Origin of the sequence: Ornithinibacillus sp. FSL M8-0202, assembly GCF_037975285.1 — a bacterium.
In the GTDB taxonomy this organism is placed as follows: domain Bacteria; phylum Bacillota; class Bacilli; order Bacillales; family Amphibacillaceae; genus Ornithinibacillus; species Ornithinibacillus massiliensis.
Window position 1 is genome coordinate 1868332 of the sequence record NZ_CP150248.1, and the last position, 12885, is coordinate 1881216.

8 protein-coding genes, 2 tRNA genes, 1 pseudogene and 1 other annotated feature are annotated in these 12885 nt (G+C 37.7%); of the genes and pseudogenes, 4 read left to right on the forward strand and 7 right to left on the reverse strand.

The annotated features are described in order from the left end of the window. Positions 1-286 precede the first annotated feature (286 nt). Positions 287-359, reverse strand: a tRNA-Arg gene (locus MKY78_RS09780). A gap of 176 nt (positions 360-535) precedes the next feature. Between MKY78_RS09780 and MKY78_RS09785 the strand changes: the two genes are divergently transcribed. From MKY78_RS09785 to MKY78_RS09795, 3 genes and pseudogenes are all read left to right on the forward strand, one after another. Next, positions 536-1180 carry a deoxynucleoside kinase gene (locus MKY78_RS09785; protein ID WP_339217620.1) on the forward strand — a complete coding sequence of 215 codons (645 nt, stop codon included), beginning with the start codon at positions 536-538 and terminating at the stop codon, positions 1178-1180. 33 nt (positions 1181-1213) lie between these two features. After that, a complete protein-coding gene (locus tag MKY78_RS09790; protein WP_186871076.1) occupies positions 1214-1897 on the forward strand; it encodes a deoxynucleoside kinase in 684 nt (227 codons plus the stop codon). Positions 1898-2088: 191 nt separating this feature from the next. Next, positions 2089-2752, forward strand: a pseudogene (locus tag MKY78_RS09795) (GTP pyrophosphokinase family protein). Positions 2753-2824: 72 nt separating this feature from the next. Here MKY78_RS09795 and MKY78_RS09800 read toward each other — a convergent pair. The 4 genes from MKY78_RS09800 to guaB all read right to left on the reverse strand — a co-directional run bounded on the left by MKY78_RS09800 (position 2825) and on the right by guaB (position 8018). Then, positions 2825-2917 (reverse strand) — tRNA-Ser (locus tag MKY78_RS09800). A 257-nt stretch (positions 2918-3174) separates the two neighbouring features. Next, the gene (gene serS / locus MKY78_RS09805) at positions 3175-4449 is read right to left on the reverse strand and encodes a serine--tRNA ligase (RefSeq protein WP_339217622.1); all 1275 of its coding nucleotides are present in this window, start codon (positions 4447-4449) and stop codon (positions 3175-3177) included. A gap of 46 nt (positions 4450-4495) precedes the next feature. Beyond that, positions 4496-4712: a binding site (T-box leader), on the reverse strand. 153 nt (positions 4713-4865) lie between these two features. Then, positions 4866-6200 (reverse strand): D-alanyl-D-alanine carboxypeptidase family protein, encoded by a 1335-nt coding sequence (locus tag MKY78_RS09810; RefSeq protein ID WP_339217625.1) that lies wholly within the window; start codon positions 6198-6200, stop codon positions 4866-4868. A gap of 342 nt (positions 6201-6542) precedes the next feature. Beyond that, on the reverse strand, positions 6543-8018 hold the full coding sequence (gene guaB, locus MKY78_RS09815; protein ID WP_339217627.1) for an IMP dehydrogenase: 1476 nt from the start codon (positions 8016-8018) through the stop codon (positions 6543-6545). Positions 8019-8207: 189 nt separating this feature from the next. On the opposite strand from guaB, the gene MKY78_RS09820 reads away from it, so the two are divergent. After that, positions 8208-9164 (forward strand): YaaC family protein, encoded by a 957-nt coding sequence (locus MKY78_RS09820; RefSeq protein ID WP_339217629.1) that lies wholly within the window; start codon positions 8208-8210, stop codon positions 9162-9164. Between the two features lie 10 nt (positions 9165-9174). Here MKY78_RS09820 and MKY78_RS09825 read toward each other — a convergent pair whose 3' ends face one another. Continuing rightward, on the reverse strand, positions 9175-10263 hold the full coding sequence (locus MKY78_RS09825) for an HD-GYP domain-containing protein (protein WP_339217631.1): 1089 nt from the start codon (positions 10261-10263) through the stop codon (positions 9175-9177). A 70-nt stretch (positions 10264-10333) separates the two neighbouring features. Continuing rightward, positions 10334-12835, reverse strand: a complete 2502-nt coding sequence (gyrA, locus tag MKY78_RS09830) for a DNA gyrase subunit A (protein WP_339217633.1) — start codon at positions 12833-12835, stop codon at positions 10334-10336. Between the last annotated feature and the right edge of the window lie 50 nt (positions 12836-12885).

Sequence of the window (12885 nt, forward strand, 5' to 3'; positions counted from 1 at the left end):
CCCTGAACCTAATTTTAAAATAATAACACCTTTGTTTTTAGAATTACATGCATCTAGCGCAGCAACACCTAACGCCGGTACTGCATTAACATTAACGTTAATTTTAGCAAAAAATCTTAGCTATAGCTGTTGAGTGTAGCCAAAAATCCACCGCTTAATCCAGCTAAATTAACTAATTCTTTTATTTTAGCATTACTGATTTTATATTCTTTAGCATTTATTACACCCATTTACTTTCAATTATAGAAATAACAAAAAAAACCTTGCCACAGCAAGGTTTTCATGACGCCCACGGCAGGATTCGAACCTGCGACACACGGTTTAGGAAACCGATGCTCTATCCCCTGAGCTACGAAGGCATATGGCTAGGAACATTCCTTATTATACAAAACTCCGTAATAAATTCAAAGTGCCAAAACTTAACCATATACCAAATATTACTTTCTAATCCTTCAAATCGAGTATAGATAGCGCTTTTGTAGTATGATAAAATTAAAAGATATCTGTCTGATTTCATTTGATTGGGGGAACTAGAATGACAGAGGTCCCATTTATTGCAATAGAAGGACCAATTGGTATTGGTAAAACATCGTTAGCAAAACGACTATCAGATCATTTTAACTTCTATTTATTAAAAGAGATTGTAGAAGAAAATCCATTTCTAGGAAAATTTTACGACGACATCGATGAGTGGAGCTTTCAAACAGAAATGTTCTTTCTTTGCAATCGATTTAAACAACTAGAAGATATTGAAACAAAGTATTTGTCACAACGAAAACCTGTTGTTGCAGATTACCATATATCGAAAAATATGATTTTTGCCAAACGTACCTTACAAGCGGATAAATTTGAGAAGTACGAAAAAATATATCATATCCTCACCGCAGACATGCCTGTTCCAAATATGATGATTTATTTACATGCAAGCTTGGATACCATCTTAAATAGGATCCAAATGCGCGGTAGAGAAATTGAGCAAAATATTAAGGCATCCTATTTAGCTCAGCTTGCAGAGGATTATGAAGCCTATATGAATGAATTTGAAGTGATGCACCCTGATATTCCAGTCATCCGTATCAATGGTGATGAAATGGATTTTGTTCAATACGAGGATGATTTAACGAAGATTATCGAGCAAGTACAAAAGCAATTGAAGTCTTTTGAAATAATATCTAAATAATAACTTTTAACCTTTAATAAGAGGAGATTAACGATGAACTTACGCGAAAAATATCATATCCCAAATGATAGTATCATTACAATCGCTGGTACGGTTGGAGTAGGGAAGTCTACGATGACAAAAGCATTAGCCAATGCATTAAACTTTAAAACATCCTTTGAAAAAGTGGATACTAATCCATACTTGGAAAAGTTCTATGCAGACTTCGAACGATGGAGCTTCCATCTACAAATTTATTTCTTAGCAGAACGTTTTAAGGAACAGAAGAAGATATTTGAATATGGTGGGGGCTTCATCCAGGACCGTTCGATTTATGAAGATACTGGAATCTTCGCCAAAATGCATTATGAAAATGGAACAATGTCAAAAACAGACTATGAAACATACACTAGCCTATTTGAATCTATGGTGATGACACCATACTTCCCACACCCAGATTTACTCATTTATTTAGAAGGTTCTTTTGAAGAGGTTCTGAAACGAATTCAAGAGCGTGGGCGTGAAATGGAAAAAAGTACACCGATTTCTTACTGGGAAGAAATGTACAATCGCTATGAAAACTGGATCAATAACTTCAATGCTTGTCCTATCCTAAGAATTAACATATCGGACTATGATTTAATGGAAGATGATACTTCAATCGAACCAATTTTAGAGAAGATTGGCCATTTCATTCAGCAGTCAAGACGTTGGGAAACAAGAGAACTTATTAAATAAGCAAGACAAATGGTACATCCTAAGCGATGTATCATTTTTTTTTGGAAAAATTCTTATCTACTTTAAAACGGTATTAACCCATGCTTTGCAGTATAATAAAACTATCATGTGGGAAAGGAAGAAATGCCTTGCATACAGGAGAAAGTAATATTCAGAGCCTAAAAGAGATCCGTAAAGAATTAACTCGTTTTATGATGTCTTATAAATTTGGTCTCGATGAAATGGATACAAAAATACAAATTTTAAAAGAGGAATTTCAACATATACATGACTATAATCCAATTGAACATACGAAAACAAGATTAAAATCTCCAGAAAGTATTTTTAAGAAAATTACGAGGAAAAATATTGATTTTAATCTCGAATCTATTGAGAATACTATACGGGATATTGCGGGAATTCGGATTGTTTGTTCCTTTATTTCCGATATATATAAAATTAGTGATTTATTGCAGAATCAAAAGGACGTTACAGTTGTAGAATGTAAGGATTATATCAAAAATCCAAAGCCTAATGGGTATCAAATTTAAGATACCGGTTTACCTATCTGATCAAATGAAAGAGGTTTATGTTGAAATACAAATTAGAACGGTTGCGATGGATTTCTGGGCTAGTCTAGAACATAAGATTTTTTATAAATACAGTAAGAATGTTCCAGAGGATTTAACGAAGGAATTAAAGTTTACCGCAACTGTAGCCTCTGAATTAGATTATCGGATGGAGAAGCTTCATAAAGAAATTAATAAGCTGAAGGAAAGCGAAGCGGATGAATTTGATTTACTACATTCGGAGCTTAATAACGAGAAATATCATATCCCAATTGCCTTATTAGAATCATTTCTGAAAAAAGAATAGTGCAAAAACGAAAAAAACCGCTACAATATAGCGGTTTTTAATATCTCCAATATTTATGCGCTTTGTTTAAAATGGAGGAGGTAGAGGGATTCGAACCCCCGCGCGGTTTGACCCGCCTGTCGGTTTTCAAGACCGATCCCTTCAGCCAGACTTGGGTATACCTCCGTTGCGACAAATATTAATATACAGGATTTGATTTTTAATGTCAACATGATTATTACGTTTTTTTAACGAAACCAAAATAAAAGACTTTTCCAACTTGAGCAACAATTATCAAACGCATTGTAAAGGAGTTATGGAGCTGTTTAGGCCGTTTATTCTAGGCATTTCCTCTCTAATAGAGGAAGGATATCTACTAACCAGTAGATATCGAAATCATCCTCCATTACTAGATTTTCCCAACCTAGACAGCTCCAATCCCTTTATTTAATAAATTCTACTCCACCCATATAAGGAACCAGTACTTCTGGCACTTTGACAGAACCGTCTTCTTGTTGGTAATTTTCTAAGATTGCTGCTATCGTACGGCCAATTGCAAGACCTGAACCGTTTAAGGTATGAACGAATTCTGGCTTACCATTTGCTTCTCTTCTGAAACGAATGCCAGCGCGTCTTGCTTGGAAATCTTCAAAATTAGAGCAAGAAGAAATTTCACGGTAGGTATCTTGGCTAGGAATCCAAACCTCAAGATCATATTTCTTCGCAGCGGTAAAGCCTAAGTCACCAGTACACATGCTCATGACACGATATGGTAATTGCAGAAGCTTGAGTACTTTTTCTGCATGTCCGGTTAGTTCCTCTAATGCTTCATAAGACTCCTCTGGTTTAACAAATTGAACCAACTCTACTTTATTAAATTGGTGCTGACGGATTAGACCACGTGTATCACGACCAGCAGAACCAGCTTCAGAACGGAAGCTTCCACTAAACGCAACATACTTAGTCGGTAGATCTTCTACACGAAGGATTTCTTCGCGATGATAGTTTGTCACTGGTACTTCAGCAGTTGGTACCATGAAATAATCCCAGCCTTCTAATTTAAACGCATCCTCTTCAAATTTAGGCAGCTGACCAGTACCTGTCATACTATTACGATTAACGATAGTTGGAGGGAGCATTTCTACATAACCATGCTCATCGGCATGTAAATCCATCATAAAACTCCATAATGCACGCTCTAGTCTAGCTCCAAGACCTTTATAGAATACAAAGCGGCTTCCAGTTACTTTTCCAGCTCGTTCAAAATCAAGAATATCTAAATTAGTTGCAATATCCCAGTGTGGTTGTGCTTCAAATTTAAATGCTGGTACTTCTCCCCATTTACGAGCTTCTATATTATCATCTTCACTTTCACCAACTGGCACACTTTCATGTGGAATATTAGGAATAGATAGCATGATTGTTTGTAATGTTTCTTCAATCTCTCTTAATTCATCATCGTATTCTTTTATTTGGTCACCAACTTGACGCATTTCTTTAATTGCTTCATCAGCATCCTTTTTTTCCTTTTTCAGCTGTGAGATTTGCTTCGTTACTTCATTTCGTTGTGCCTTAAGTGCCTCAGTCTTGGTAATTAATTCACGACGACGTTCGTCTAGTTCACCAAAGCGGTCTAGCTCAGATAGGTCTTCACCGCGATGCTGCAGCTTTCCTTTTACTTCTTCAAAATTATTGCGTAAATACTTCATGTCTAACATGTGCATTTCCTCCTTTTATTAAATACAAAAAAACCCTCATCCCAAAAATAGGGACGAGAGTTTATATTCCCGCGTTGCCACCCTTGTTGAAGAGTAATCTCTTCCGGCTCTAGTCGTGTTAACGGTACGTAACCGGGTTTACTTACTATTATTTCGGTAAACCAGTTCAAGGATGGATTCACAGCAGATTTTCATCGATTCGCACCAACCATCGACTCTCTTTGGAAAATATTACTGTTACTATTTCCTATCATAACTTTTCTAAGTTCATTTTTTAGTTAATCATTATATTAGCTAATTTTTGTAAAAAGTGCAAGTTTTATTCTTAGACTGTTTTAGTTAACCATCATTCATTAAAAAAATTCACTCGCCATAGTTGATTATGACGAGTGAACATAATTACACATTATTCTTTCTTAAGAAAACCAGCCTTTAACCATATCGACAACAGAGGAGAAGATTCCGCTGAAGAAGTCGCCGACTGCACCTAGTGCTAGCATGAACCAGTTAGATTTCTCAACTGACTCGTCTGCGATTAAATCTACTGATAGATTAGTAGTATTCGTGATATAGCCATAATCATTATCACCAGTAAATACTAGTTGTGCTGTACCGATTTTATCGCCTTTTTCAACTGGTGCTACTAATTCGCCAGCTTCATTTAGCTTGCCTTCATCTATGTTGTATTCTAATTTATACAGCTCTTCGTCTCCTTTTTTAATTGGAAGGGAGATTCCTTCACCAATAGAGACTGCGACTTGATCTTCTTTCCCTTTTGCTACAGGAATTGTTTCTTTATCCTTCAGCTGATAGCCAGCAGCAAATAGTTCTTTATTTTCAAATTGGCCGAAACCATAATCCATTAATCTAGCAGTCTGCTCAAATCGAGCTTCCTTACTATCTGTACGCATGACAACAGTAATCAATCTTCTTCCGTCACGTTCTGCAGTACCAGTGAACGTATAACCTGCTAGGCCAGTGTAACCTGTCTTTAATCCATCGATTCCTTCATAGTGGAACTGCTTCAGGTATGTTGCTTCATGTGGCAGCATCCAGTTCAAGTTCTCTACTTTATATCCCTCAAATTCTGTCTCGATACGACTAGAAATCTCTAGTGCGTGTGGATAATCATTAATCAAGTTATAAGCTAACAATGCTAGAGAACGAGCGGAAAGCATGTCTGTTCCGTTTGGATCCGTACCTTCTGGATAGTTATCTCCAAGCGAGCTATTATCTAATCCAGTAGAGTTAACAAATTGGAAATCAGGAAGGCCCATTTCTTCTGCCTTTTGATTCATTCGTTTTACAAATTCACCTTCAGAACCAGATACTAGTTCAGCAAGGGCAATGGTTGTCCCATTATCAGAGAAGATGGCCATTGCTTCATATAATTCCTTTACGGTATACGGTTTATCTTGTGTTAGACCAATACCAGAAAACTCAGGGTTAGCTGAGATGCTATATGCGTAATCACTAATTTGTGTTGTTGTTTCCCATGTGATTTCCCCATTTTCAATCGCTTCCAAAACAAGATATTCCGTCATAATCTTCGTCATACTTGCTGGTGGAAGGGCAATATCAGGGTCTTTGGCATAAAGAACTTTCCCTGTATCCGCATCAACTAAAATAGCTGATTCAGCATCTAATTCTAATTCTTGAGCTTGTATATTCGTAGGTTGTGCTATAAATGATGTCATGGCTACTAGAATTGCTAGAGACACCATTAATAATTTTGAATAGATCTGTTTCAATGTTGTGACCTCCACCCTATATTTCAATGCTTTTATTTTTATAGAACACCTTTCCTATTTTATCATAAATTTAGCTATTATATAAACCCTCATCTCGCTTATTCTGTCGTAAATAGGTAGTTTTACTTATGCGTAATTTTTACCAATTACTAGAGTTGCTAGCTCATGCTTCTAGGAACTAATGAGGAATGCATAGCGTACCCAAAGCTAAACCGCTTTGATTGCTACATTCCTATCCCCAAAAGAAAAAACCGAACTTAATTGAATTCTAAGAGAGAATTACAATATCAGTTTGGTTTTTTCATAGGTAAGATTATTTTTTCAGCCTATTCCCTTCCAAAATTACCCTTTCAAGGAATAATTCGGTGCTTCTTTTGTAATTTGAACATCATGTGGATGACTTTCTGTTAGGCCAGCATTGGTAATGCGGATGAATTGTCCTTCATTGCGTAGTTGGTCTATTGTCGGTGTTCCACAATAACCCATACCGGAACGTAATCCGCCTAGTAATTGATGAATGGTATCTGCAAGTGGTCCTTTATAGGCCACTCTTCCTTCAATGCCCTCTGGTACTAGTTTTTTCGCATCGGCAGATTCTTGGAAGTAACGATCCTTTGAGCCTGCTTTCATCGCGCCTACAGATCCCATACCACGGTATACTTTATATCTTCTACCTTGATAGATTTCCGTTTCACCAGGGCTTTCAGATACCCCTGCAAACATACTTCCAAGCATTACCGCATGTGCTCCTGCTGCAATAGCCTTTGTAATATCACCAGAATATTTAATTCCACCATCTGCAATGACTGGAACACCATATTCTGCTGCTGCTTCTGCACAATCATAAACTGCTGTAATCTGAGGAACGCCGACACCTGCAACAACTCTTGTCGTACAAATCGAGCCAGGACCAATTCCAACTTTTACAATAGTTGCACCTGCTTCAATTAATGCTTTCGTTCCTTCTGCTGTTGCAACATTTCCCGCAATAATATCCAGTTCTGGATAAGCATTTCGGATTTTTCTCAATTGGTCTAGTACACCTTGAGAATGACCATGTGCTGTATCAATAACTATGACATCCACACCAGCCTGAACTAGTGCTTCGATTCGTTTCATGGAATCTCCTGTAACCCCTACAGCTGCACCTACTAATAAACGACCTTGTGCATCCTTAGCAGCGTTTGGAAACTCAATTACTTTTTCAATATCTTTAATGGTAATTAATCCTTTTAAAATACCATGTTCATCTACTAGAGGTAATTTTTCAATTTTATATTGCTGAAGGATTTTTCCAGCTTCATCTAATGTCGTTCCAACGGAAGCCGTTACGAGGTTTTCACTAGTCATGACCTCAGAAATTTTAATAGAGTAGTCTTGGATAAAACGTAAATCACGGTTCGTAATGATACCAACAAGCTTCTGCTCTGTTTCACTATTGACTACCGGTACACCGGAAATGCGATATTTCCCCATTAAATGTTCTGCGTCGAATACTTGATGATCTGGTGTTAGGAAGAATGGATTGGTTATAACACCACTTTCAGAGCGTTTTACACGATCAACTTGTTCTGCTTGCTCTTCAATCGACATGTTCTTATGAATGATTCCTAAGCCGCCCTGTCTAGCCATTGCAATTGCCATTGTTGCTTCGGTCACGGTATCCATTCCAGCACTAATTAAAGGCGCATTTAGCTTGATATTCTTGCTTAAAACCGTACTGACATCTACCTCACGTGGTAGAACCTCTGACTTAGCAGGAAGTAATAGAACATCATCAAATGTTAATCCTTCTTTCTGAAACTTATCCTTTCTCATATAAAATCCTCCTTCAATTTAGTAGTGAAAACAAAGGTAAAAGAATATTATATCTATCTCTGGGAAAGCTAATACGTATATCTATTGTTATATACAATACGCCAACCGAATCATAATTTCAATAAGAGATTGCTGTTAATTTAATGTTCATATTTTCAAATTTTTCTATCAAAAAAGAGGAAGTATTTTATGCGTTTTTCGGAAGATATTCAATCGTTTTACACGTATTTACAATCACAGCAAACCGCCCAGAAATATTTATATCACTGCTACCTGCCATTAGAAGAAGTCGATGCCGAGCGGAAAAGCTACGAAAATTGTAATGTTTTTATGTATTGCTTAAACCATGGAAAAGAATATTATCGTGCAGGGGAACAGCTTGATTTAGTATTAAAACCTGTTATGTTCTTTTATGGGATGGCCCATTTATTAAAAGCATGCTTGCTAACGAAAAGACCGGAGTATCCTGAATCTACCTCTGTGCTAGCACACGGTGTATCAGCTAGAAAGCGGAAAAAGAAGGACTATAGCTTTTTAGAGGATGAGGTTAAGGTACAGCATAAAGGATTATTTCCATACTTTTCACAGCATCTCTTCGGAATCAAACAGCTGCCGTTTGAAAAAATTACGATGAGAAGTTTATTTAGCCTTATTCCAGAGCTAATCAGCTACTTTGCGTTAGAACAGGACCAAAGCTTGATTCCAATCGGGAAAAGGGGAGATAGATTAATCCGTATCCCAAAAGAAGTTTGCGATCATTATCATATGACAGAAAATGCGTTAATCAAGCGGTTGAAGGATTATCTGTCTTTCCAGGAAAGCCAGATAGATTCCGAATCGATTACGCTCGACTTAACAGATACCCTTATCCCAACCGTAAGCCCTTTTCAAATGGACCTGGAGGGCATGATCTATCTCCCTACTGATCGACAGCTCTTTTTTCCACTATCGGAAATAATGGTACACTATTTGCTTTTATACAATCTTAGTATGCTATCCCGATATGAAGCAGAATGGTGGGGAGAATTATTAGCAACGAAGCCGGATGTGGATTATCCATTCATCTCAAGCTTTTTAACGATTACCCAGAAGAAGATTCCACTCTTAATTGGGGAATATCTTCATAAGAAAATAGAGGGGCAATAAGCTGCTCCCTCTATACTATTTCCTTAATATGCAAATTATGATGATTGCTTAACGTAATGATTTCTCCATTGTCTAATCGAATAATCGGTCTAGTAGGTTGTTTTTGATCAATAAAGACAATCTCCCCAACCTGTTCATTCGATAGGACAATTCTCGTTCCAATAGAAAAATTAGCAATAGCATCGACGAAGACTTGAACGACGCGAGGATCTAGCTTGCTAAATTGATCCTGTTGTAATGCTTCAATCACTTTAAATGGTGATTGCTTCTTTCGATATACCCGTTCACTTGTCATCGCATGGTACATATCACATACGGCAATAATTCTAGCAAAGCCGTGAATTTTGTCTTGCGATAATCCTAAAGGGTATCCGCTTCCATCTATTCGCTCATGGTGCTGGAGAACTGCTAATTTAACAGTATAAGGGAATGTCGAAATCTGCTCCAACATACGATAAGAGTAGGTTGGGTGTTTTCGCATCTCTTTGATTTCCTCTTTTGTCAATTCGCCTTCTTTATAGATGGTATAGGTATCTAATTTTGCCATGCCAGCATCGCATAATAATCCAGCCATCCCAATTTGATACCATTCCCCTTTTTGATAACCCATCTTCTTGCCTAAATAAGCACTAAGAATGGACACAGCGACACTGTGGTGGAAAAAATAATCCTTTTTATTCACATACTGATGGAGGGTGTATATTTCGGAACCAATATCGTTCATTCGATCAATTAACGGTAATATTAGATTGCGAACTGCCAGGCTATCAATAGGGATACTATTACACCAAGAATGATACAGCTTCTTGTATTCTGCTACGACATGCAGGTAATGTTCTTTAAAAGATAACAGTGGTGCAAGGTGGTTTGATGTTGGACTAGGTGATTCCACTTGTTCATCCGTGGTCTTGGGCTTAAATGGTGTACCATCCTTCAGCCGTTCCGAAACATCAACCTGTTTAATTAAAAATTTATGTAATATCTTAATATGCTTTTCATCTAATACGGTATTTTGGGGGATAATTGGACGGTTTGTTTTCCCTCTAACCTCACGTAAGAGAATACAACCAGGAACTATTTGAGTTGGTGTAACACGCATGTTATTCCCTCCCTGTGATGAATATTGGTGACGAAGGAGAGTTATTTCTTCGTCACCTCATTTTTATCTATTATTCATCTTCTGAACTAGCTTCTCCTGAAACATTTGCTTCTTCTTCATTAGGAGCCTCTAACTCTTCTTCATCCTTATCAATCTTCGCTACCGTTGCTACTTCTTCGCCTTCTTGTAAACGGATTAGACGAACACCGCGTGTGTTTCTTCCTGTTTGTGATATTCCTTCTACTGGAATACGGATTAACACACCAGCTGCTGTAATTAACATAATATCTTCATCACCGGTAACTGCTTGTACAGAGACAATATGACCAGTTTCTTCGGATATTTTCGCTGTGAAGATCCCTTTACCACCACGATTGGTAATACGGTATTGGTCTTCTGGTGTACGTTTTCCGATACCTTTATTCGTAACATGTAGAATTTGTAAGCCTTCTTCTAGTATTTCCATCGATACTACTTCATCATCGTCACGTAAGGAGATACCACGAACACCTGTAGCCGTTCTACCCATAAGTCTTACCTGATCTTCAGGGAAGCGAATTAAATAGCCTTCCTTCGTAGCAATCATAATATCCTTCGTTCCATCTGTTAAACGGACAGAGATTAGTTCGTCATCATCACGTAAACCAAGTGCGATTAGACCGCCTTTACGAATATTAGCAAATTGCGATAGGCTAGTCCGTTTTGAAATCCCTTGCTTCGTCGTGAAGAAGAAGTTTAGGCCCTCACTAAATTCGCTAACAGAGATGACCGCATTAATCCATTCTTCTTTTTCAATTTGAAGGAGGTTAATAATTGGTAATCCTTTTGCAGTTCGGCTATATTCCGGAATTTCGTATCCTTTTACCTTGTATACCTTCCCTTTATTCGTAAAGAATAAAATCGTATCATGGGTGGATGTTGATACAAGATGCTCCACAAAGTCATCCTCATTCGTACCCATTCCCTGGATTCCACGGCCACCACGCTTTTGAACACGGTAGGTGGAAGAAGGTAGGCGTTTAATATAGCCTTTATGGGTTAGGGTAATCACGATATTTTCTTCCGGAATTAAATCTTCATCCTCAAAGAAATCAGAGCCACCAACGGTAATTTCAGTTCGGCGATCATCACCATATTTCTCTTTGATTTCGGTTAATTCTTCACGGATAATTTCTAATACTTTTTCTTCATCCGCTAGAACAGCCCTTAATTCTTGAATGAGCTTTTGTAACTCATTGTATTCATTTTCTATCTTTTCACGCTCTAAACCAGTTAAGCGTTGTAATCTCATGTCTAGGATTGCTTGTGCTTGTTTTTCAGTTAAGCTAAAGCGTGTCATTAAGCCTTCACGAGCAACATCTGCCGTTTTGGAATTACGGATTAAAGCAATCACTTCATCCAAGTGATCTAAGGCAATACGTAGACCTTCTAAAATATGAGCTCTTGCTTCTGCTTTTCGTAATTCAAATTCCGTACGGCGTCGAATGATTACTTTTTGATGGTCTAAATAATGAATCAGACATTCTTTAATATTTAATACCTTTGGAATACCGTTTACAAGTGCTAATGTATTGACCCCAAAAGTAGTTTGTAATGACGTATATTTGTACAGGTTGTTTAGTAATACATTCGCATTAACATCACGACGTAACTCCATCACAATACGCATACCATTACGATCGGATTCATCACGTAGGTCGGTAATTCCTTCAATCCGCTTATCACGAACTAACTCAGCAATTTTTTCAATTAGCTTCGCTTTGTTTACTTGGTATGGTAGCTCTGTTACGAGAATAGTCGATTTACCATTTGCTTGTTCTTCTATTTCCACTTTAGCGCGAACCGTAACCGAGCCTTTACCAGTTTCATAGGCTCTACGAATACCACTTCGTCCTAAAATAATCCCAGCAGTAGGGAAGTCCGGTCCTGGTAAGTAATTTTCCATAATCTCATCAATGGTGATTTCTGGATCCTTACTCACGGCTAAAACGGCATCAATCGTTTCGCCTAGATTATGTGGCGGAATATTAGTTGCCATCCCAACGGCAATCCCTGATGCTCCATTCACTAATAGGTTTGGAAAACGAGAAGGGAAGACTGCTGGCTCTCGTTCGGAACCATCATAGTTATCTTGATAATCAATGGTGTCTTTATTAATATCACGCAGTAGCTCCATCGATATCTTTGACATTCTCGCTTCGGTATAACGCATTGCAGCAGCTGAGTCACCATCGACAGAACCGAAGTTACCATGCCCATCCACTAATGGATAACGATAACTAAATGGCTGTGCCATACGTACCATCGCTTCGTAAACAGCAGAGTCACCATGTGGGTGATACTTACCAATTACTTCCCCAACAATACGTGCAGATTTTTTATATGCTTTATCGGAATGCATTCCTAGATCATTCATCGCATATAATATTCTTCGGTGTACAGGCTTCATTCCATCACGTACATCAGGCAATGCACGTGCAACAATTACACTCATCGCATAATCTAAAAAGGATGTCCGCACTTCTTGGCTTATATTTATTTCTTTTACGCTTTGACGTTCCTGATCCGCCATCGATTAAAAACCTCCTGATAATGTCTAGACCATCTATTTCGTTTTAGACA

Bases quoted from the DNA above. Each gene is read 5' to 3' on its own strand.
- MKY78_RS09785 (WP_339217620.1), top strand. From the start codon at position 536: ATGACAGAGGTCCCATTTATTGCAATAGAAGGACCAATTGGTATTGGT.
- MKY78_RS09790 (WP_186871076.1), top strand. From the start codon at position 1,214: ATGAACTTACGCGAAAAATATCATATCCCAAATGATAGTATCATTACA.
- serS (WP_339217622.1), bottom strand. From the start codon at position 4,449: ATGTTAGACATGAAGTATTTACGCAATAATTTTGAAGAAGTAAAAGGA.
- guaB (WP_339217627.1), bottom strand. From the start codon at position 8,018: ATGAGAAAGGATAAGTTTCAGAAAGAAGGATTAACATTTGATGATGTT.
- MKY78_RS09820 (WP_339217629.1), top strand. From the start codon at position 8,208: ATGCGTTTTTCGGAAGATATTCAATCGTTTTACACGTATTTACAATCA.
- MKY78_RS09825 (WP_339217631.1), bottom strand. From the start codon at position 10,263: ATGCGTGTTACACCAACTCAAATAGTTCCTGGTTGTATTCTCTTACGT.
- gyrA (WP_339217633.1), bottom strand. From the start codon at position 12,835: ATGGCGGATCAGGAACGTCAAAGCGTAAAAGAAATAAATATAAGCCAA.